Raw genomic sequence first — 24109 nt, 5'->3', positions numbered from 1 at the left:
TCATCCCCTCAGTTCCCGGCCCGTCAATTCGAGGAAGACGTCTTCCAGACTCCGTTGATCGACGCGAATGTCGTTGATCAGCACGTCCTGATCGGCACACCACGTCGCAACTGTTGCCACGGTTGCCGGATCGATTGCACCTTCGACGACGTAGGTGCCGGGGTTGGATTCCTCGATGCGGAACCCGGCGAGTGAACCGGCCAGCGAATCGAGGCTCAAACCGGGAACCGTCGTCAGACGGAGTTGTCCTTCGGCGCCCTTGCTGGTGACCTCGGCCGGCGTTCCCGACGCGACGATCTTGCCGTGGTCGATGATGACCAGTTCGTCGGCGAGCGCTTCGGCCTCGTCCATGAGGTGCGTGGTGAGCAGAACGCTCACGCCGTCGCGTCGCAGAGCGTCGATGAGTTCCCACACGAGTAGACGCGCCTGAGCGTCGAGTCCGGCGGTGGGTTCGTCGAGAAATACCAATTCGGGACGGCCGACCAGCGCGCATGCCAGGGACAGTCGTTGCTGCTGGCCTCCGGAGAGACGACGGTACGGGGTCTTGCGCGCATCGGTGAGGCCGAGTTTGGAAAGCAGCCAGGCGGGATCGAGCGGGTCGGCCGAGTATGCGGCGACGAGGTCGAGCATTTCTCCGGCCTTGGACCCGGGGTACGCGCCGCCGCCTTGCAACATGACGCCGATTCGCGATCGGACTTCACCGGAGTCGGCGATGGGGTCGAGTCCGAGCACCCGAACGGTGCCGGCGTCTGGGGTGACGAACCCTTCGCACATCTCGACGGTGGTTGTCTTACCGGCTCCGTTGGGGCCGAGCAGGGCAACGACCTGGGCCGTCTCGACAGTGAGATCGATACCGTCGACGGCTCGAACACCGTCGAAGGACTTGACGACACCCTGGATCTGTACCGCCGGCGTCGACGATCTGGAGGCTCTCGAGGTCACGGGGAATCAGCGTAAGCCCCCGCCGAGTTGTCTTCGTCTACCGGTCCGCCTTTCGTGATCTCCGCTACTGGCTTGTCGCTACGCCAGGGGAGTGAATTGCGGGTGAAGACGATGAGCGTTCCGGCGGTGAGGATGGTCGCGATGACGGCCTGCACGATCATGAACGGAAGATATTCGGCGCCGTTGGACATCAACATGACGCTGACGATCGAAGTGAAGACCACAGCTGGGATACGGAAGATCGGCGCGGTGGCCCACGCGGCCAACGGGAGAATCGCCCACAGCAGGTACCACGGCTGAACGACGGGGAACAGGAGAACGATCGCGCCGAGGGCGATGCCGAGTCCACCGACCGGGTGAATGCGACCCATGTATACCGAGATCATCATCCGCGCGGTGATGAGCATCGCGACGAGATACGCGATGGGCCGCGTGATCGTGAGGATCGCGGTGGTGTGATCACCGAGCCCGAGCAGTACGCCGGCCAGTCCCGTGCCGACGCCCAGCAGCGTCGGGATGGACATCCAACTCCGCACCGCCGTTGCGGTACCGAGCGTGTTGATCCAACCCATGCCGAGCCCACTGGCCACGCTGATGACGAACGTGACGACGGCGGCAACGATGCCCAGAAGAATCGCGGCTCCCGCCAGTGCTTTCCAGGTTCCACCCCAACGCCGGGCCAAGGCCATGCCGACAAATCCCAGTGCAAGCAAGGACGGAATCTTGACCGTCGAGGACAACGCGATCAACCCGGATCCCGCGACGAGATAGAACAGTGCTTGCCCACGGATGGGCTCGGACCCTTCGACTGCCCGGAGGGCGATCTCGATTCCGGCGAGCATCAACCCGAGCATGAGAGCTTCGTTGTGGATGCCGGCTACCAAGTGGAAGAGCAACAGCGGGTTCGCGGCACCGAGCCAGAGTGAACTGACGGCAGAGACACCGCATCGCTTGGCCAGTCGCGGTATCGCCCACACGATGAGCGCGACGCCGGCCAGTGCGAGCAGGCGGTGCAGGAAGATTCCGGCAACGATGTTGTCGCCGGTCAGTGAGCTGATCCCGCGTCCCAGCCACAGGAAGAACGGTCCGTACGGAGCTGGGGTGTCGCGCCAGATCGTCGGAACCGTGCGGGTCAGAACGTGGTCGACGCCCAGCGCCGCCTTGGGGCCGATGGCGTACGGATCGAGTCCACGGGCCGCAATTTCGCTTTGTGCCAGATACGAGTAGACGTCGCGGCTGAACATCGGCGGCGCGACCGAGAGCGGCAGGATCCACAGCAGAAGTGTGCGGTCCAGCTGAGAACGGGTCATGCGCCGCGGCGCGCCGGAACGGCTGCGTATGTCTCCGACAGCGAATCGGCCCATCATCAGCCAGGCGAGAACGACGAGCACGGTTCCGGTCATCGTCATGGTGAGTGAGACGGTCGGCATACGTCCGGGCAGGCTGAGGACTCGAAGTCCTGCGGTCGGATTCTGAAGGACGGGTTGTGCGCCCGCGCCGAGTGCGCCGACTGCCATCAGTACCGCGCCGGTTGCTCCGAATCTGCGGATCCCGCGCAGTTGTGCAGTTTCCTTCGCATTCAGGCCCGGGCGCTCGTCTTCGTCGCCGTGCAACACCGCGGCCATACTCTGCCGGGGAGCGGAACCGAAAGGCCGAACGCCGATCGTGGAAAGCGCGAGTGCCTTGGGTTTTTCCAGCAGGATCGCGCGCGCCGATCGCGCGGTCGTCGTCTTCTCGGGGGTCTGCGGCACACCAGGCAGCGTAGCGGCTCCATCCAGCCGGACAGACAAGCACAAACAACGTACGTTGTCCGGATATTCCCGAATGTAATGCAGGTTGCCCTTAGTAGACCTGCGAAAAGAATTCCGTCACACTTGTGTTGTGAAAAGAAATGCGTCAGACCCTCGAAGTAAGGAAGTTGCAGGTCAGCCCACTGTAGCGACCTCGCAGAGTGCTGTCGCAAATCCCGTGACGGTGGGCGTCGAAGGCCAGACCCGGGCCGCAGTGGTCAAGCTGCTACTCGAAGAAGGCCCCATTACCGCCTCCGAAATCGGCACACGCCTCGGTTTGAGTGCCGCAGGTGTCCGACGTCACTTGGATGCGCTGATCGAGTCCGGCGAAGCCCGTACCGCTTCGGCGTCGTCGCTGCGCCAGCGCGGACGAGGTCGTCCCGCCAAGCAGTTCCAGATCACCGCGACCGGTCGCGGGCGCCTGGGCCACACCTACGACGATCTGGCGGGAGCCGCGATGCGGCAACTCCGTGAAATCGGCGGAGATGCGGCAATCGAGGAATTCGCCAAGCGTCGGGTTCAGGCGATCGTCGGAGACGTCGAACCGGCTGATCCGACGGATGTCGACAACGTCGAAGCGACAGCGGACGCAATCGCCGAAGCTTTCAACGCGGTGGGGTTCGCAGCGTCGACCCGGCCGGTCGGTAACGGTGTGCAGATCTGCCAACATCACTGCCCGGTTTCCCATGTGGCAGAAGAGTTTCCGGAACTGTGCGAAGCAGAGCAGCAAGCATTCCGGCAGTTGCTCGGAACGCATGTCCAGCGTCTGGCAACCATCGCCAACGGTGACTGCGCCTGCACGACGCACGTGCCCCTCGTGTCCACCGGGAGTAGATGACCGGACCACAGTGTTCTACCGAGAGTTCTACCGAGACTGTTGTTCTACAGAGTGATTCCGCAGAGCAGCGTTCGAATAGAGATTTTTCAGCTAGTTCTTCAAAGTCAGAACTGCTCGACCGCAGCGACCAGCCCTCGCTGAAACCGAGCAGCCGTCAAGAAACAAGACTCCGGAAGGAGCTCGCATGACCGTCACATCAGACCAGGCGACTACCACTGCGGCAGCAGGCACCGAGCCGCTCACGCAGGAAGAGACCATCGCGTCCCTCGGTCATTACGGCTACGGCTGGTCCGATTCCGACGAAGCCGGAGCCAGCGCGCAGCGCGGGTTGTCCGAGGCTGTCGTGCGGGACATCTCCGCCAAGAAGAGCGAGCCCGAGTGGATGCTCGACATCCGTCTCAAGGCGCTGCGCACCTTCGACAAGAAGCCGATGCCGAACTGGGGCAGCGACCTCGAAGGCATTCACTTCGACAACATCAAGTACTTCGTCCGGTCCAGCGAGAAGCAGGCCGAGTCGTGGGAAGACCTGCCCGAGGACATCAAGAACACGTACGACAAGCTCGGCATCCCCGAGGCAGAGAAGCAGCGCCTCGTTGCCGGTGTCGCAGCTCAGTACGAGTCCGAGGTCGTCTACCACTCGATCCGTGAGGATCTCGAGGAGCAGGGCGTCATCTTCCTCGACACGGACACCGGCCTCAAGCAGCACCCGGAGCTGTTCAAGGAGTACTTCGGATCGGTCATCCCGGCCGGCGACAACAAGTTCTCCGCGCTGAACACCGCCGTGTGGTCGGGCGGCTCGTTCATCTACGTTCCGCCGGGAGTCCACGTGGACATCCCGCTGCAGGCGTACTTCCGCATCAACACCGAGAACATGGGTCAGTTCGAGCGCACCCTGATCATCGTCGACGAAGATGCCTCCGTGCACTACGTCGAGGGTTGCACCGCGCCGATCTACAAGTCCGATTCACTGCACTCGGCCGTAGTCGAGATCATCGTGAAGAAGGGCGGCCACTGCCGTTACACGACCATCCAGAACTGGTCCAACAACGTCTACAACCTGGTGACCAAGCGCACCAAGGTCGAAGCCGGCGGATCCATGGAGTGGGTCGACGGCAACATCGGCTCCAAGGTCACCATGAAGTACCCGGCCGTGTGGCTGATGGGCGAGTACGCCCGCGGTGAGGTTCTCTCCGTCGCGTTCTCCGGTGAGGGCCAGCACCAGGACACCGGCGCCAAGATGCTCCACCTCGCGCCGCACACGTCCTCGACCATCATCAGCAAGTCTGTCGCCCGTGGCGGTGGACGTGCGTCGTACCGCGGTCTGGTTCAGGTCAACAAGGGTGCCCACGGCTCCAAGTCGACCGTCAAGTGTGACGCTCTGCTCGTCGACCAGATCAGCCGCAGCGACACCTACCCGTACGTCGACATCCGCGAGGACGACGTCACCATGGGTCACGAGGCCACGGTGTCCAAGGTCAGCGACGATCAGCTCTTCTACCTGATGAGCCGCGGACTGACCGAGGACGAGGCGATGGCCACCATCGTGCGTGGATTCGTCGAGCCTATCGCGAAGGAACTCCCGATGGAGTACGCGCTCGAGCTCAACCGCCTTATCGAACTTCAGATGGAAGGGGCTGTGGGTTAGTGACCACGCCAGAGACCGGAGTCATCGGAGCTGTTGCCGGGGAGAACCCGACCGCTCCAGTAAAGGGTGCAGCCACCGGCTCGCCCATCACGAACAAGGGTGAGCAGTTCTCCTCGTTCGACGTCAATGCATTCGAGGTCCCGGGCGGACGTGACGAGATCTGGCGGTTCACCCCGCTGCGTCGTCTGCGCGGATTGCACGACGGCAGTGCCGTTGCCAACGCTCAGGTCACCGTCGAGGTGGACGGGGGAAGCGACATCACCGTCGAGACCGTCGGCCGTGACGACGAGCGTCTGGGCAAGGCTGGTGTTCCTGCGGATCGCATTGCAGCGCAGGCGTACTCGAGCTTCGAGACTGCGACGGTCATCTCGGTTGGCGCCGAGGTCGAGGTCGAGAAGCCCGTCGTGGTCACCATGACCGGCCCCGGAGTCGACAATGTCGCCTTCGGACACACCCAGATTCGTCTGGCGCAGTTCGCCAAGGCGACGTTCGTGATCGACCAGCGCGGCAGCGGAACCTTCGCGGAGAACATCGAATTCGTTCTCGGTGACAGCTCGCAGTTGACCGTGGTGGCGATTCAGGACTGGGCGGACGATGCAGTTCACGTCACGTCACACCATGCTCGCCTGAACCGCGACGCAGTGCTTCGGTACACCTCGATCAGCCTGGGCGGCGACCTGGTTCGCCTGTCCGCCACCGTCAAGTACGACGGACCGGGCGGCGACGCCGAACTGCTCGGCCTGTACTTCGCCGACGCCGGCCAGCACCTGGAACAGCGTCTGCTGGTGGATCATTCGCAGCCCAACTGCAAGTCCAACGTGGTCTACAAGGGCGCGCTTCAGGGCGATCCCGGATCCGGCAAGCCCGACGCGCACACCGTGTGGATCGGCGACGTTCTCATCCGCGCCGCAGCGGAGGGCACCGACACGTTCGAGCTCAACCGCAACCTGGTGCTGACCGACGGCGCTCGCGCCGACTCGGTTCCGAACCTCGAAATCGAGACCGGTGAGATCGTCGGAGCCGGCCACGCAAGTGCAACGGGACGTTTCGACGACGAGCAGCTGTTCTATCTGCGTGCTCGTGGTATCCCGGAGGATCAGGCTCGCCGTCTGGTCGTACGTGGGTTCTTCCACGAAATCATCAACAAGATCGCTGTTCCCGAGGTGCGCGATCGCCTCGAAGCCGCAGTCGAAGCCGAACTCGCAGCCGTCGGCTCCTGACCGCCCCGCCGGCGACACCACCCCGTCGCTACGCTCGCCCGCCTCATCTTGAAGGAATTTCATGTCTACCAGTGACAACAACACCACCTCGGTCCTCGAGGTTCGTGACCTGCACGTCGAGGTCGCCAACTCCGATGCGAACGCCGAGCCCATCCAGATCCTCAAGGGCGTCGACCTGACGGTCCGCTCCGGCGAGACCCACGCGATCATGGGCCCCAACGGCTCGGGCAAGTCGACTCTGTCGTACGCCATCGCCGGTCACCCCAAGTACCAGGTCACGTCCGGCTCCATCACCCTCAACGGTGAAGACGTCCTCGCAATGAGCGTCGACGAGCGTGCACGTGCCGGGCTCTTCCTGGCCATGCAGTACCCCGTCGAGGTTCCCGGCGTATCCATGTCCAACTTCCTGCGCACCGCCGCTACGGCCGTGCGAGGCGAGGCTCCCAAGCTGCGCCACTGGGTCAAGGAAGTCAAGGAAGCCCTCAGCGAGCTCGAGATCGACCCCTCGTTCATCGAGCGTTCGGTCAACGAAGGTTTCTCCGGTGGTGAGAAGAAGCGCCACGAGATCCTGCAGTTGGGCATGCTCAAGCCGAAGATCGCGATCCTCGACGAGACCGACTCCGGCCTCGACGTCGACGCCCTGCGCACCGTCTCCGAAGGTGTCAACCGCTACAAGGAGCGCGAGAACGGCGGCGTTCTGCTGATCACGCACTACACGCGCATTCTGCGCTACATCAACCCCGACTTCGTTCACGTGTTCGTCGGTGGCCGCATCGTCGAGTCCGGCGGACCGGAACTGGCCGACGAGCTCGAGACCAACGGCTACGTTCGTTTCACCGCGGACACCGCAGCTACCCAGGGAGCGTAATCACGATGACCACCTCGGTGCGCGAGCTCGACGTCACAGCGGTTCGGGCCGACTTCCCGATCCTGGCGCGAACCGTGCGCGACGGAAAACCTTTGGTGTACTTGGATTCCGGCGCTACCTCGCAGCGTCCGGTCCAGGTTCTCGATGCCGAACGGGACTTCCTGACCACGTGTAACGCGGCAGTACACCGGGGTGCTCATCAGCTCGCAGAAGAGGCGACGGACGCGTACGAGAATGCTCGCGCCACCATCGCTTCCTTCGTGGGCGCGGATTCGGACGAGTTGGTGTTCACCAAGAACGCCACCGAGGCACTGAATCTCGTCACCTACGTTCTCGGTGACGATCGCTTCGACCGCCATGTCGGTCCTGGCGACGAAATCGTCATCACCGAACTCGAACACCACGCCAACCTCGTTCCCTGGCAGGAACTTGCGCGCCGAACCGGTGCGACGCTCAAGTGGTACGGCGTGACCGACGACGGCCGGATCGATCTCGATTCGCTGGAGTTGACGGACGCGGTGAAGGTTGTTTCGTTCACCCACCAGTCCAACGTGACCGGCGCTATCGCACCCGTCGAGGAATTGGTGCGACGAGCACGCGCCGTCGGTGCACTCGTCGTGCTCGACGCGTGCCAGTCGGTGCCTCACATGGCCGTCGACTTCCACGAATTGGGCGTGGACTACGCGGCGTTCTCCGGTCACAAGATGCTCGGCCCTTCGGGGGTCGGAGTTCTCTACGGCCGTCGTGAACTGCTGGCAGCGATGCCTCCGTTCATCACCGGTGGCTCGATGATCGAGACGGTCACCATGGAGGTCAGCACCTACGCGCCGCCACCTCAGCGTTTCGAGGCCGGCGTACCGATGACCTCACAGGTGGTCGGACTGGGCGCTGCCGTGGATTACCTGAACACCTTCGGGATGGACGCAGTCGCCGCGCACGAGCACGTGTTGGTCGAGGATGCTCTCGAGAAGCTGTCTGCGATCGAAGGTCTGCGCATCATCGGACCACAGACGTCCGAGAACCGCGGCGGCGCGATTTCCTTTGTCGTGGACGGTATTCATGCCCACGACCTCGGGCAGATCCTCGACGACGAGGGCGTCGCGATCCGCGTCGGACACCATTGTGCGTGGCCGCTGCACCGTAAGTTCGGTGTCGCTGCTACGGCCCGTGCGTCGTTTGCGCTCTACAACACCACCTCGGAAATCGATGTTCTCGTCGCAGCGATCAAGCGTGCGCAGGAATTTTTCGGTGTCGCAGGGGAGTTGAACTGAATCATGCGCATGGAGCAGATGTATCAGGAAGTGATCCTCGATCACTACAAACATCCGCACGGCCGCGGACTCCGTGAGCCGTTCGGCGCCGAGGTGCACCACGTCAACCCGACGTGTGGCGACGAGGTGACGTTGCGCGTCCAGATCTCCGAGGACGGAACGGTCTCCGACGTGTCGTACGACGGGCAGGGTTGTTCGATCAGCCAGGCGTCGACGTCGGTGCTCAACGACCTCGTCATCGGGATGCAGGTCACCGACGCACTGAAGACGGTGACGGCGTTCAACGAGATGGTGAGCAGTCGGGGCACCGTCGAGGGGGACGAGGACGTTCTCGGTGACGGCATCGCGTTCGTCGGTGTCTCGAAGTATCCGGCACGCGTGAAGTGCGCCTTGCTCGGATGGATGGCATTCAAGGATGCTGTAGTCCAGATTGTCGACGGCGGTGCTGTCACGACGGCGGACAGCAGCAGTGAATTGGTCGACACGACTGAAGGACAGGGATCATGACCGAGACACAACCAGTGCAGGACGCCGAGGTCGGCGCTCCGGTGAATCCGAATCCCGATTCCACTGCGGAATTCGGTGGCGCACAGGGCAGTGGCACTGTCCCGTCGCCTGAGCGACTCGACGAACTCGAAGAAGCGATGCGCGACGTCGTCGACCCCGAACTGGGAATCAACGTCGTGGATCTCGGCTTGGTCTACGGACTCTTCGAAGACGACGGCGTCGTCACGATCGACATGACTTTGACGTCGGCGGCGTGCCCGTTGACCGACGTGATCGAGGACCAGGCACGGGGCGCACTGGTGCGTAGCGATCTGTGTACCGACATGAAGATCAACTGGGTGTGGTTGCCGCCGTGGGGACCGGACAAGATCACCGAAGACGGACGCGAGCAACTGCGCGCACTCGGCTTCACGGTCTGACAAGCAACCTCGGCACGATCAACTGAATAGATTTCACCGGAGCGTCGGTGCCCGTTCGTCGGGTACCGGCGCTTCGGTTTGTTATATAGGGCCGTTTTAGCCATGATATTCAGGACAATAGTCCCAAATGGTTGTTTGATGAATATTTGCTGGAAGCTGACTGATCGGTAACATCGCAGCTGATTGTCACGATGTGATCTCCGGCGGGCGATTTGCCAGTTTCCGCCCGAGCTTTCCAATGTATTCGTCTCATTTCGAAGTGCCCCGATCAGTTCGAGGCGTCCAGCGGACGCATATACCTGTTTGCATCATGATCAAGTTGTAAGAGGGAGATTCGTGTGGATGGCAGTCCCGACCGAGGAATCGTTTCCGCAGCTCGTCCGGACGACGAACTCACCTTCCCTCTTTCTGCCGCGCAACTTTCCCTGCTTGTCGCACAACAGCTTCGGCCCGAGATTCCCGTCAGCATCGCTCAGTACGTCGACGTGGACGGCCCGCTCGACATCGAGCTGCTGACCGCTGCCAGTAAACAGACCGGCCGTGAGATCGGCTCCGGATACCTGCGCCTGGTCGAGGTGGACGGGGTTGCGCGTCAGTGGCTCGATCTCGACATGGACGACTCCCTCGACGTGGTCGATCTTCGAGACGAATCGGATCCGGAATCGGCGGCGCGAGAATGGATGCGCAGAGAGCACACTGCTGCCATCGATCCGTTCACCGATCGCCTGGTCCGGCTGGCGGTCTTGATGCTTCGCGACGACCATTCCTACTGGTACAGCCGTATTCACCATGTAGCGCTCGACGGTTTCGGTGCGATGTCGATGATGAACCGCACGGCCGAGATCTACACCGCCGCGGTGCGGGATCTGCCGGTTCCCCCAGCGGTAACTGCCCCCCTCCAATCGTTGGTGAAGGCGGAGTCCGACTATCTGGGCTCTTCCCGGTGGGAGCGTGATCGCGACTACTGGAACACCAAGATGGCCGACAAGCCGGGCGGAACCTCGCTCGCGTCCTCGACTGCTCCGTCGCAGGCGTGGTCACGCCTGCGGTCCGCGACGGTGCCTTCGGAACTGCGTAGCTCTCTCGAACGGCTCGCTGCCGCCCACGACGTGACGACGTCGTCCGTGGTGATCGGTGCTCTGGCGTCTTACCTCGCCCGGGCCACCGGGACCCGCGACGTGGTCCTCAGTCTGCCGGTGTCGGGGCGGACGACAAAAGCTGCTCGCCGGTCCGGCGGAATGATGTCGAACGTCGTTCCGATACGTGCGAGTGTCGACCCGCACTTCGCGGTCGGGGACTTGCTGCACGAGGTGAAGATCGAACTCACCGGCGCACTGCGTCATCAGAAGTATCGCCACGAAGACCTACGACGCGACCTCAACGCCGGCGATCACAGCATCGCCGACGGACGCGGCTTCCACGGGCCTTTGATCAACCTCATGCTGTTCCATTCCGGAATCACTCTCGGGGACGCGCACGGCGAACTGAACGTGATCTCGACCGGGCCGATCGAAGACCTCTCGGTCAACGTCTATCAGACTTCCGCAGCCGAAGAGATCCAGATCGACTTCGCCGCGAATCCGGACCTCTACACCGACGAGGACATCTCGCGTCACCACCGACGTTTCCTCGAATTCCTCGACTTGTTCTGCGCCGCAGAAGCGGGAACTCGATTGATGGACATCGACCCCGACGCTGCGGGGAAGTGGATCGCCGAAGTCCAACACGCCCGCAACGTCGAGTACTGGTCTGCGACATTGTCGAGCCCCGCGGAGGATCTGGGTTTGCCGGTCGTCGCGGGAACCGGTCGAACGTCCACGCCTCTCGAGATCGAGGCAGACCTCTGCCGGCGCCTCGAGACGATGGCGACGACGATGAACACGAGTCTGTTCGTGCTGTTCCAGTCCGCGATGACGGGACTGCTGCGCCGCGTCGGTTCGGCTGACGAGGTGTCGATCGGAGTTTCGGTCCGCGGGTACGGAGCCTCGAACCCGGACGACTTCGTCTCGATGTTCGCCAACCAGTTGGTGCTTCGTTCCACGGTGTCGAACACCATGACGCTCACCGACCTGGTCGGTGCTGTGGACACCGTCGCGATCGAAGCCTTCGAGCACGCCGACATCCTTCTGTCGTCGGTGACCGCCGCACTCGGTGACGGTCGCTGGATGGAGACAGGCCCGTTGTTCCGGGCGATGGTCTGCTTCGAGGAACCACTGGACGCTCACCCGAGATTTCCGGGCCTCATGGTCGGTGCGCCGATCGGATCCGACTTGGCTACAGTGCCGGAACTGTTTGTCTCCCTGGCAATTCCGACGGGCGAGCACGCCGATCTTGATCAGCCGATCTCCGGTGTTCTCGATTGGCTCGGCACGAAGGAGCAAGCCGAGGACCTCGCCGACCGTTTTCTGCGAATCCTGACCGCGATGGTCGGTGCTCCGCACTCGGTGCTCGGCGCCGTGGATCTGCTCCGCCCGGACGCACGCCAGGCGCTGGTACCGCCGGTGCTGCCGATCACCCCGGTCCGAACGCTCTCCGACATCCTTGCCGACCGCACTCGCGCGACCCCGGACGCGATCGCCGTCGTCGCGGGTGGCGAGCGCGTGTCATACCGCGAACTCGATCGACGATCGAATCAGTTGGCGCGCAAACTCGTCGATCACGGCGTGCAATCCGAGTCGTTGGTCGGAATCATGCTGCCCAAATCCGTCGACATGATCGTTGCCGCAGTCGCGGTGGTGAAGGCCGGCGGCGGATACCTCCCACTCGATCGTGCGCACCCGGCCGAGCGTTTGGCGTACGTGGTCGAGGATGCGCAACCGGTGTGCATCGTCTCCGATTCCACCTTCCCGAACGCCGATGTGGCGGTCATCGGAATCGACTCCGACGAGTACTCCGGGGAGAGTCTGGAAACCGCTGAGCGCCCGCGCGGGCACGGAGCCGACAATCTGGCGTACGTGATCTACACCTCGGGGTCGACGGGTCGACCCAAAGGCGTCTCCGTCACCCACGCCACCGTGGTGCGATTGTTCGAGAACACGCACGTCGAATTCGGATTCGACGGCAACGACGTGTGGACGATGTTCCACTCGTTCGCCTTCGACTTCTCGGTGTGGGAACTGTGGGGCGCACTGCTCCACGGTGGAACCCTGGTGCTGGTCGATCACGAAGTCTCACGCGACCCCGATGCCTTCCGAGCGCTGGTCGCCGCAGAAGGCGTCACCGTGCTCAATCAGACGCCCTCGGCCTTCTACCAGTACATCGAAGCCGACCTCCGGACCGATTCGGAGACTCGGCTCCGGTACGTGATCTTCGGTGGCGAAGCATTGGACCTGCGCCGACTCGGACGCTGGTACGACAATCACCCCGGCTACGACAATCACACGAACTCCGGGCCTGCACTCGTCAACATGTACGGCATCACCGAGACCACGGTGCACGTCACGCATCTCGAACTCGACCGACCGAGCGCGAGTTCGGTGACGGGCAGTCGGATCGGCGACGCGATCGACGGACTTCGCGTGTACTTGCTCGACGAGCACCTCTCGCCGGTCCCGGTGGGAATCGCGGGGGAGATCTACGTCGCCGGCGGCCAACTCGCCCGCGGATATCTGGGCCGACCCGACCTCACCGCGGGCCGGTTCGTCGCCGATCCCTTCAACGCCGGCGGCCGGCGGTTGTACCGGTCCGGCGACCGAGCACGGTGGATTGCGCCCGGGCAACTCGAATACCTCGGACGCGGCGACGCGCAGGTCAAGATCCGCGGCTTCCGGATCGAACTCGGTGAGATCGACTCCGTCATCCTCGGCGCACCGGGAATCGACGACGCAGTGACGGTTGTGGCACCGACGCCGGCGGGCGGCGCTCTCGTGACGTATGTGACCGCTTCTGATTCCGTCGACGCCGAGGTCCTTCGCGCCCACGCCGCCGAAGTTCTCCCGACCTACATGGTTCCCGATGCCTTCATGGTCATCGATTCGATTCCGTTGACCACCAACGGAAAACTCGACCGGCGTGCGCTGCCGTCGCCGATCCTCGCCTCCACCAAGGTCTTCCGGCCCCCGACGACGCCGACCGAGGACAAGGTCGCCGCGGTTCTGGCTGACATTCTCGGTAGCGGGCCGCTCGGACTCGACGACAATTTCTTCCATCTGGGTGGAAACTCGCTGGTAGCGACGACGGCTGTGGCTCGCTTGACCGAAGCCACCGGAGTGCGGATGCCTCTGCGAGCACTCTTCGATCACCCCACGGTCTCCGGGATCGCGGCGACGATCGAGCGTGCCGCACAAACTCCGGACGCCGACGGTATTCAGGTCGTGGCCCGGCCGGCGGTACTACCTCTCGCACCCGCCCAGCAGCGACTGTGGTTCCTCAATCGCGTCGCGCCGGAATCGGGCGCATACAACATTCCACTGGCGGTGTCGTTGCGTGGTGGCGTCGACGCCGACGCACTCAGCGCTGCGATCGTGGACGTCGTGACACGTCACGAGTCACTACGCACCCTGTTTCCTCAGGTCGGGGACAACGCGACGCAGAAGGTGCTGGGCCTGGGCGAGGGGATCGCGGGGCTCGAGTCGATCGACGTGGAACGCGGAAGCCTCGAGAGAGTGATCTTCGAATTCTCCTCGGCGGGTTTCGATCTGGTCCGCGAACGTCCGGTGCGCTACCTGCTGATCACTGTCGCCGACGAGAAGGAAGGCGATGACGAGGAAGCTGTCCTCGTCGTGGTCCTGCACCACATGGTGGCCGATGGTTGGTCACTCGCGCCGCTGGCTGCTGATCTCACCGGCGCCTACGCCGCCCGCGTCGGCGGCAACAGCCCGCAGTGGGCGCCGCTTCCAGTGCAGTACGCCGACTACACGCTCTGGCACCGGGAGCACCTCGGGGACGCGGCATCCGCCGATTCGCTTGCCCACTCACAGATCACGTTCTGGAAGCAGCAACTGGCGGGAGCGCCCGAGCAACTCCACCTGCCGACGGACCGTCCGCGCCCACTCGACCCGACCATGCGCGGGGCCGGCGTCGACATCAGAATTGGCGCTTCCACACATCAGAAGCTCGCTGTACTTGCTGCCGATCACGACGCCACGCCTTTCATCGCCCTGCACGCGTGCTTCGCGCTGCTTCTGGCTCGCTACAGCGGCACGGACGACATCGTCGTCGGAACACCGGTGGCGGGACGAGGGGACAGGTCTCTCGATCTGCTCGTCGGCATGTTCGTCAACACCCTTGCCTTGCGGACCATCGTCGACCGTGATGTGACCTTCGGGGAGTACCTCGCGCAGGTCAGAGCTGTCGACGTGGATGCCTTCGACAATGCGGACGTGCCATTCGACGTCGTCGTGGACGCGCTCGAACTGGACCGCTCGCCCGCACACCACCCGGTGTTCCAGGCTGCCATCACCTCTCGGATAACCACCACTCACACAGCTGAACTGGCCGGGGTGTCGATGACGGCCCGGGCAGTCGAGACGGGGCTGACCAAGTTCGACCTCGAGCTCACGGTCACCGAGCGCCGCGAGGCCGGGGCCGCAGCTGGGATCGATGCCACGTTCACCTATTCCACCGACCTGTTCGACGGCTCGACCGTCGAAGCGTTGGCGCGAAACTTCGTGACACTCGTCGAATCGGCGGTCTCGGAACCGACTGCACCGGTGGGTGACCTTCGTGTACTCGGATCCCGGGAGAGTGCCGCGATATTGCCGCGCCGCGGTGTGGCTTCGGTGGGCGAATCGACGCTGGCGCAGATCCTCGGGGATACCGCGAGGACGTATCCCGACGCGATCGCCCTCGAAGACTCCGAGCGTTCACTGTCGTACGGGGAGCTGGAGCGTCGATCGAATCGGATCGCTCGATACCTCATGGACCTGGGCGTCGGACCCGAGACACCGGTCGCATTGGCAGTCGCCCGATCGGTCGACTCGGTGCTCGCAGTCTGGTCGGTCACCAAAGCCGGCGGCGTTTTCGTCCCGGTCGATCCCCGTTATCCCGCAGATCGAGTTGCGCACATGCTCGAAGATTCGGGTGTGCGCATTGGAATTCGGTCCGCCGAGGTCGCGGCCGGTCCGGCAACCGGCGGGAATGTCGCAGTCTGGATCGACCTCGGCGACGCGGACACGGTTGCAGAATGTGCCGCCTACTCCGACGCCGCCATCGACGACGCGGACAGAACAGGTTCGATCACTGCGGCTTCGGCCGCGTACGTCATCTACACGTCCGGGTCGACCGGAGTGCCGAAGGGCACCGTCGTCACCCACGCGGGTTTGGCGAATCTTGCTCGCGAACAACAGGATCGGTACCGGATCACCGCCGCGTCGCGAACTTTGCATTTTGCATCGCCGAGCTTCGACGGTGCCGTCCTCGAGCTACTGCTGGCCGGTTCGACCGGCGCGACGATGGTGATCGCCCCTCCCGACATCTACGGAGGGGAGGCGTTGAGCGAGTTCCTCCGACGCCGCGAGGTCACTCATGCCTTCATCACTCCGGCTGCTCTGGCGACTGTCGATCCGGCGGGCGTGACGGCACTGGAATGCGTAGTCGTCGGCGGCGATGTGTGCACTCCGGAATTGGTCTCGAGCTGGGGCAACGGGCGCAGACTGCACAACGGATACGGTCCGACCGAAACTACTGTCATGGTTGCCATCAGTGACCCACTCTCACCGGGCGAGCCGATCACCATCGGTGGTCCCATCCGCGGAATCGACGCCGTGGTGCTCGACGCTCGGCTGCAACCGGTCCCGATCGGCGGCGTAGGCGAGCTGTACATCGGTGGGCCGGGCCTCGCACGGGGTTACCACCTCCGTCCAGCACTGACGTCGGATCGTTTTGTCGCGCATCCGTACTCGACGCCCGGTGCGCGGATGTACCGCACCGGTGACCTGGTCCGCTGGACGAAGGACCTGACCCTTCGCTACGTGGGCCGCAGCGACCATCAGCTCAAGATCCGCGGTTTCCGCATCGAACTCGGCGAGATCGACGCTGCTCTGATGGATTTCCCTCTCGTTCACTTCGCCACGACGATTCCCGTCGAATCCGTCGCAGGCACCACCTTGGCGTCGTACGTGTTGCTGAGCGGCGACGCTGATATCGAGTCGCTCTTCGTGGGACTCGCCGACAGCTTGCCTCGGTACATGATTCCGTCGTCGATCACCCCGATCGACGCGATTCCGTTGACCCCGGTCGGCAAACTCGATCGCAGAGCATTGCCGACGCCGATTCCGCGCGAAATCCTCGGCACGGGTCGTGAACCCGAGGCCGGGCTCGAACGAACCGTTGCCGACGTGTTCGCTTCACTGCTCGACGTACCCGAGGTCCGGGCCGGAGACAGCTTCTTCGATCTCGGGGGCAATTCACTGGTCGCGACGCAGGTGTCCGCGCGGTTGAGCGCGGCGACGGGACTCGCCGTGGACGTGCGCTCGATCTTCGAAGCACCGACAGTCGAAGCGCTCGCCGCACATCTGGCCACCACCGCCGAAGAATCCGACGATCGACCTGCCCTGATCGCCGGCGCTCGCTCTGCCCGCCTACCGCTCTCCGCTGCGCAACAGCGACTGTGGTTCGTCAATCGCTTCGATCCGCAGTCCTCGGTCTACAACATCCCGTTCGCGATCCGGATCACCGGGGACATCCACGGCGACGCCCTCGAGGAGGCGCTCGCGGACGTCATTGCGCGGCACGAGGTGCTTCGAACGATCTACGTCGACAGCGCGGACGGACCGAGCCAGGTCATCCGAGCAATTTCCGATGTGCAGTTCTCCGTCGAGCGTTATTTCGGCTCTGAAGGTGTCGATTCGGCGACGACGGAGTTCGCATCGCGTGGGTTCGATCTCGGTTCGGATCTGCCGATTCGGGCCATGCTCGTGCGCGAGGACGCTGATGTTCACGTACTGGTCGTCGTCATCCACCACATCGCCTTCGACGGCTGGTCCCTGACTCCCTTTGCCGCAGATTTCATCGCGGCGTACTCCGCACGCGTCGTCTCGGATGCACCGGTATTTGCGCCGCTCGAGGTGCAGTATGCCGATTACGCGGTGTGGCAGAAAGACTCGCTCGGGCAGATCGACGACCAGGAGTCTCTGGTTGCCCGCGAGCTGACGTTCTGGACAGCTGCCATGGCGGCTGCCCCGGACGAAGTGCTGTTACCCGTGGATCGCCCACGCGGATCTGTCACCACGACCGCCGTCGGATCGGTGCCGATCGTCATCGACGCGGCGACGGTGGAGCAACTCGCCGCCTTGGCGAGGCGCAGTGGTACGACGCAGTTCATGGTCGTACACGCGATCCTGGCGGTTGTTCTCGCGCGTCTCGGTGCTACCGACGATGTGGTGATCGGTACCCCGGTGGCCGGCCGCGGGCGACCCGAACTGGATTCCCTGATCGGGATGTTCGTCAATTCGGTACCCCTTCGCACACCGGTCGACCACCGAGCGTCGTTCACCGACCTGCTCGAGGGCGTCCGCGACCGCGACCTCGCCGCCTTCGCCCACTCCGAGTTGCCCTTCGAGGTGTTGGTCGACGCCCTCGACCTCGACCGGTCCACCACGCGACATCCACTGTTTCAGGTCATGCTGTCGTACCACCAGAATGTGGTCTCGCCGCAGGTCACAGTTCACGGCGCACGTCTCGAAGCGCAACCACTCGAGCCGTCCGTCGCGAAGTTCGACCTCGAGTTCACTCTGCTGGCAGGCAATTCCGAGAACGCGGAGATCACCGGATCGCTCAGGTTTGCCGAGGCGCTCTTCGACATCGCCACCGCGGAAACGATCGCCGCCCGTGTGCAGTCGGTAGCCCGCGCCGTCGCCGCGGAGCCGGACACCGCGATCGACGACATCGAATTCCTCAGCGCCCTCGAGCGAGAGTCACTCGTGCCCGTACGCGGTCCGGCATGGACCAGCTCGCGCACCTTGGCCGAAATATTGACGCGGACGGCCAACAGTTCAGGGGATTCGGTGGCCCTTCGATCGGGTGACACCACCGTGCTCTACCGAGATCTGTTCGCCCGTGCATCGGCGCTTGCCCGCCGTTTGACCACGGAAGGAATCGGTGCCGAAGACATTGTGGCAATAGCGATTCCGCGTTCGATCGACTCGATCATCGCGTTGTGGGGCGTTTCCTTGACCGGCGCTGCGTTTGTTCCTGTCGATCCGCGATACCCCGCCGATCGCATTCTGCACATGCTCACCGACTCCGGAGCCACTCGCGGAGTGACGACGGAAGCAGTGATCGAATCGCTGCCCCGGCCCGTTCCGTGGATGACGATGGACGACATCGAGGACGACGGTACCGGTCAAGCGATTCCCGCAGCGCCGATCCGAATCGACAACCTCGCCTACATCATCTACACCTCCGGATCGACGGGAAAACCCAAGGGGGTCAGCGTTACTCACCGTGGCCTGAGCGCATTGGCTGCCGAGCAGACGGCGCGCTACGGCATCTCGGCGCAGTCGAGGACGCTGCACTTCTCCTCACCGAGCTTCGACGCCTCCATCCTCGAACTGCTGCTCGCCGTCGGTGAAGGCGCGACGATGGTGATCGCATCTCCCGACGTCTACGGCGGCGAGGACCTCGCCGAATTGGTCACCGATCAGCAGGTGACCCACGCGTTCATCACACCGGCAGCGCTGGCCTCGGTCGATCCGACCGGGCTGGACGCCTTGCAGTCGATAGTTGTCGGCGGCGAGGCATGCCCACCCGAACTGGTCCGCAAGTGGGCACCGGGTCGCCGGTTGTTCAACGGATACGGGCCGACGGAAACCACCGTCATGGTCTGCATCAGCGATGCGCTGAGCGTGGAGGAGACCGTGACCATCGGCGGACCCGTTCGCGGCGTGTCCGCGGTGGTTCTCGACGGTTCCGCCCGGCCGGTCCCCGTCGGAGTCACCGGCGAGCTCTACATCGCCGGCCTGGGACTTGCCCGCGGCTACCTCGACCAACCCGGGTTGACGGCGACGCGATTCGTGGCAGCGCCGTTCGGCCCGGCCGGTACTCGCATGTACCGGACCGGAGACCTGGTTCGGTGGACACCGCTCGAGACGATCGAATACGTCGGACGCTCCGATCACCAGGTGAAAGTGCGCGGATTCCGCATCGAACTGGGCGAGATCGACTCTGTCCTGAGCGCATACCCCGGCGTCGAGTTCGCGGTCACCGTGGGCGTCGACGCAGCTTCCGGTGAGACGATGTTGGCGTCGTACGTGGTGCTCGGCGACGATGCGGTCGACATGGACGAGTTGCTGAGCCATGCGCGCCGCTCTCTGCCCGCCTTCATGGTGCCGTCGGCGATCACCCCGATCGAGCACGTTCCGCTGACCCCCGTCGGGAAACTCGACCGATCGGCGCTGCCGGCGCCGACACTGCGTTCGTCCGAGCGGAGTGTCGAGCCGCTGACCACCGCGACCGAACTCCAGGTTGCCGGCGTCGTGGCAGAACTGCTGGGTATCGAACAGATCGGTGCGTCGGACAGTTTCTTCGAGCTCGGTGGCAACTCACTGCTCGCCACCAGACTGTCCCAGCGACTCGGCGAATCATTGGGCAGGCAGGTGGCTGTCCGAATGCTGTTCGAGCACCCCGAAATTCGGGAACTTGCCGCAGCACTCGACACATCCGCCAGGGTGAAGGCGCTTCCGCCGATCACCGTCGCCGACCGCCCCGATCGAATTCCGCTGTCCTACGCGCAGGCCCGCATCTGGTTCCTCAACCAGATGGATCCGGGCTCACCCGCATACAACGTCCCTGCCGCGATCTCCCTCGACGGTGCACTCGACGTGCCGGCCCTCGAAGCTGCTGTCCTCGATGTGATCGAAAGACACGAAGTCCTGCGCACGGTGTTCCCAGATTCCGACACCGGCCCACATCAAGTGATCCAGGATGCATTCACCTCCTTGGAATACGGAACTGCGGACACCCGTGAACCGACAGAACTCGCCGGAGAATTCGCATCGCGCGGATTCGACATCACGACCCAAGCCCCGATCCGGGCTCTCCTGCTCGAGTCGACGCCGCAGCAACACACTCTGGTCATCGTGATCCACCACGTCGCGGCGGACGGATGGTCGATCGCGCCGTTGATGAAGGACGTGCTCACCGCCTACGTCGCGAGAAGTTCGGGACACGCTCCCGAGTTCACGCCACTCGAGGTGCATTACGCGGACTTCGCCATCTGGCAGCGGGAAGCACTGGGCGCGGTGAACGAATCCGAGAGCGTGCTCGGGGCACAGGCGTCGTACTGGCGGGAGACGTTGCGGGGAGCGCCCGAGCTGATCGACCTTCCGAGCGATCGAGCGCGTCCGCTCACCCAGTCGTTGAGCGGTGCCCACACGGCGGTCTCGCTTCCGGCGCACACCCGGATCGCGGTCGAGGCGGTTGCCGGCTCCAATGCGGCAACGCCGTTCATGGTGTTGCACGCTGCCTATGCCGTCCTGCTGTCCAGGCTGAGTCGAAGCACCGACATCGTGATCGGATCTCCGGTCGCCGGGCGAGGACACCGAGTTCTCGACGACCTCGTGGGAATGTTCGTGGGCACGGTCGGACTGCGCACGACGGTCGATCCCGGGTCGACCTTCGTCGACGTTCTACGTACCGTCCGCTCCGTCGATCTCGACGCCTTCGCCCACGCGGACATTCCGTTCGAGCAGGTCGTGGACGTCGTGGCGCCGACCCGGACCACCGACCGTCATCCGGTGTTCCAGACGATGATCTCGTTCCACGGCGCCCACCCGACGACGTGGGACCTGCCTGGACTTGCCGTTCGTGCGCACGAGATCACACCGGCCATCGCCAAGTACGACCTGCAGTTCACCGTTGTCGAACAGACCGCGGAGGAAGGCGGCGGCTACGAGGCCTCCCTCACGTACGCGAAGGATCTCTTCGACACCGATACGGCGGAGTCGTTTGCGGTGATGCTGGAAACGATCATCGAGACACTGACTGCCCAGCCCTCCGCCGTCGTCGGTGACGTCGATCTTGCGGGACGCGGCCTGCGTGCGTTGCCCGGACGTCCGGCCGGCGACGCTTTGACCTTGCCGGAGCTGCTGCTTCGCGGCGCCGCCGATCCACACGCTCCCGCAATCGTCGACGTCGCCGCATCCGCCACACTCACGTACGGCGAACTCGACCGACGCTCCGACGCAATGGCCTTTGCGTTGATCGCACGCGGAATAGTGCCGGAAATGATTGTGGCACTGGCGCTTCCGAGGGCGGCCGACTACGTGATCGCGCTCTGGGCCGTTGCGAAAGCCGGCGGGGTGTTCCTTCCCGTGGATCCGGCGTACCCCGCCGAGCGGATCGAGCACATGCTCACCGACAGCGGGGCAGCACTCGGTATCACCAGAGGCGAGTATCTGACCGGTCTGCCAGACGTCACATCGTGGATCGAGCTCGACGCGGTCGAATTCACCACCGAAATCGAGGCCGTCCATTCCGAGACACTGCCGGACGCGCCACTCGAGCTCGACAATCCCGCCTACCTGATCTATACCTCGGGCTCGACCGGAAAACCCAAGGGAGTGTTGGTCACTCACGCAGGGTTGGCCGCGTTTGCCGACGAACAGCGCGACCGTTTCGGCGTCACCGCGCACTCTCGCGCTCTGAGCTTCGCCTCGACGAGCTTCGACGCGTCGGTCCTCGAACTCCTTCTGGCCTTCGGCGCCTGCGCAACGATGGTGATCGCACCTCCGACGGTTCTCGGCGGTGTCGAACTGCACGAACTGCTCGACGAGCAGACGATCACCCATGCTTTCGTGACTCCGGCAGCCTTGGCGACTGTCGATCCCGCCGGGCTCGACCATCTCGAAGCCGTCGTTGTCGGGGGCGACGCCTGCTCCGCCGACCTCGTATCTCGGTGGGCGCCGGGGCGCCGTATGTTCAACGCGTACGGCCCGACCGAGGCCACCGTCGCAGTCACCATCAGCGATTCACTGGTCGCGGGGGAGCCCGTGACGATCGGCGGTCCGATCCGCGGCGTGGACGCGATGATTCTCGATTCCCGACTGCACTCGGTCCCCGGACAGGTCGTCGGTGAGCTCTACGTCAGCGGCGACGGTCTCGCCCGCGGGTACCTCGGCAACCCCGCGCTCACCGCCACACGGTTCGTCGCCGACCCGCACGGACCCGAAGGCGCTCGGATGTACCGAACCGGGGACCTGGTGCGCGAAGATCGCGCCGGGGCGCTGATCTACCTCGGACGCGCGGACCAGCAAGTCAAGGTCCGCGGGTTCCGGATGGAACTCGGCGAAATCGACGCGGTGCTGGCGTCCGACGCATCCGTGCATTCCGCTGTCAGCGTGGTCGTCGGTGACGGCGTCGACGCTCGGATCGTCGCCTACGTCGTCCCCGCACACGCGGACGTCGACGTCACCGCGCTACGCCGTCACGCAGGCATGTCCCTGCCTGCGCACATGATCCCGTCCGCCTTTGTCGCGATCGATGCAGTCCCGACCACACCGGCGGGCAAATTGGATCGCAGCGCTCTGCCTGCTCCCCTCTGGGAGGCGCCGAGTGGACGCAGTCCGGAGGGCAGCGACGAGATTGCAATCTGCGCTGCTTTCGCGGAGGTACTCGATCTCGCCGACGCCGACACGTACGCCGATTCGAGTTTCTTCGAACTCGGCGGAAACTCGCTCATGGCAACGCGCTTGGTCGCTGCCATCAAGGAACGCACCAGCCTGACCGTCCCCGTCGCGTGGATATTCTCCGATCCGACTCCGGAGGCATTGGCGCGCAGACTCTTCGAACTCGAGGAAACAGTTGTGACAAGTGACGCAGATACCTCGGCGCTTGCAATAGTCCTGCCACTACGCCCGGAAGGCCGCGCCGAGCCTCTGTTCTGCATCCATCCGGCCATCGGATTGGCCTGGTGCTACGGGGCACTCGATCGCTACGTCGATTCCAGCCGGCCGCTCTACGGCCTGCAGTCGCCGGTTCTGACCGACCCCCAATTCCGGGCGGAGCTGATCGAGGATTTCGCGGCGCGGTACGTCGAGGAGATCCGCGGAGTCCAGCCCCACGGTCCGTATCATCTGCTCGGCTGGTCGATCGGCGGATTGATCGCCCATGCGGCGGCGGTGCAATTGCAAGCCGCAGGTGAAAGCGTCGCCGACCTGATTCTGCTCGACAGCTTCGTACTCGAAGACCCGATGATGGCGGGCGCGCAGCCTTCACTCGCCGAACTGATCGGCGGGTTGGGGATCTCGGTCCCGGACGCCGACGAGCGTGATCTGACACCCGAGGACGCCGAAGAGCTCCTGCGCGATGCCATCGGCGATCACCCCTTGGTCTCGAGCGAGCGGATCGAGCGACTGTTCGAGGAGTACTCGGCCGGCGCGGAGCTGGCTCACCGCTACCGCCCGGGCAGGTTCGTGGGCGATCTGCTGTTCTTCTCGGCACAGACCGACACTTTCGACCCACTGCGAACGGCGTCGGCATGGCGGCCGTTCGTGTCCGGGGTGATCATCGACCGTCCGGTGCCCACGTCACACGCCGAGATGTTCACCGAAGCAGGTCTGGAGGCGATCGGCCCTGTCGTGAACCTGGCGGTCGGAACAGGCCGTCATGCGGCCCCGGACGTCGACGCAGAGCTGGACGCTCTGATCGAAGTTCAGGACGTGCGCGGCTGA

The 24109-nt window shown here is 64.0% G+C and carries 10 protein-coding genes; 8 read left to right on the top strand and 2 right to left on the bottom strand.

Features of this window, described 5'->3' with window-relative positions:
• Both DBV08_RS20120 and mptB read right to left on the bottom strand, forming a co-directional pair.
• On the bottom strand, window positions 1–942 hold the full coding sequence (locus DBV08_RS20120) for an ABC transporter ATP-binding protein (RefSeq protein ID WP_007727917.1): 942 nt from the start codon (window positions 940–942) through the stop codon (window positions 1–3).
• Window positions 939–2693 (bottom strand): polyprenol phosphomannose-dependent alpha 1,6 mannosyltransferase MptB, encoded by a 1755-nt coding sequence (gene mptB / locus DBV08_RS20115; RefSeq protein ID WP_124568617.1) that lies wholly within the window; start codon window positions 2691–2693, stop codon window positions 939–941. Before mptB ends, DBV08_RS20120 begins: the two co-directional genes overlap by 4 nt.
• Window positions 2694–2823: 130 nt before the next feature.
• On the opposite strand from mptB, the gene DBV08_RS20110 reads away from it, so the two are divergent.
• The 8 genes from DBV08_RS20110 to DBV08_RS20075 all read left to right on the top strand — a co-directional run bounded on the left by DBV08_RS20110 (window position 2824) and on the right by DBV08_RS20075 (window position 24109).
• A complete protein-coding gene (locus DBV08_RS20110) occupies window positions 2824–3570 on the top strand; it encodes a metalloregulator ArsR/SmtB family transcription factor (RefSeq protein ID WP_296555487.1) in 747 nt (248 codons plus the stop codon).
• 184 nt (window positions 3571–3754) lie between these two features.
• A complete protein-coding gene (sufB, locus tag DBV08_RS20105; RefSeq protein WP_003944799.1) occupies window positions 3755–5215 on the top strand; it encodes a Fe-S cluster assembly protein SufB in 1461 nt (486 codons plus the stop codon).
• Entirely contained in the window at window positions 5215–6435 is a 1221-nt protein-coding gene (gene sufD, locus DBV08_RS20100) for a Fe-S cluster assembly protein SufD (RefSeq protein ID WP_124568616.1), read from the top strand. The genes sufB and sufD overlap by 1 nt, the downstream gene beginning before the upstream one ends.
• A gap of 61 nt (window positions 6436–6496) precedes the next feature.
• On the top strand, window positions 6497–7303 hold the full coding sequence (gene sufC, locus DBV08_RS20095) for a Fe-S cluster assembly ATPase SufC (RefSeq protein WP_095970175.1): 807 nt from the start codon (window positions 6497–6499) through the stop codon (window positions 7301–7303).
• Window positions 7304–7308: 5 nt separating this feature from the next.
• A complete protein-coding gene (locus DBV08_RS20090; protein ID WP_095970174.1) occupies window positions 7309–8574 on the top strand; it encodes a cysteine desulfurase in 1266 nt (421 codons plus the stop codon).
• 3 nt (window positions 8575–8577) lie between these two features.
• Entirely contained in the window at window positions 8578–9081 is a 504-nt protein-coding gene (sufU, locus tag DBV08_RS20085; RefSeq protein ID WP_095970173.1) for a Fe-S cluster assembly sulfur transfer protein SufU, read from the top strand.
• Window positions 9078–9500: a metal-sulfur cluster assembly factor gene (locus tag DBV08_RS20080; protein WP_003944963.1), complete on the top strand. Its 423-nt coding sequence runs from the start codon at window positions 9078–9080 to the stop codon at window positions 9498–9500. The genes sufU and DBV08_RS20080 overlap by 4 nt, the downstream gene beginning before the upstream one ends.
• 338 nt (window positions 9501–9838) lie before the next feature.
• On the top strand, window positions 9839–24109 hold the full coding sequence (locus tag DBV08_RS20075) for a non-ribosomal peptide synthetase (protein ID WP_124568615.1): 14271 nt from the start codon (window positions 9839–9841) through the stop codon (window positions 24107–24109).

This window comes from Rhodococcus sp. KBW08, assembly GCF_003852455.1.
GTDB lineage: Bacteria > Actinomycetota > Actinomycetes > Mycobacteriales > Mycobacteriaceae > Rhodococcus_F > Rhodococcus_F baikonurensis.
This window is presented reverse-complemented; position numbering and strand designations above follow the sequence as displayed.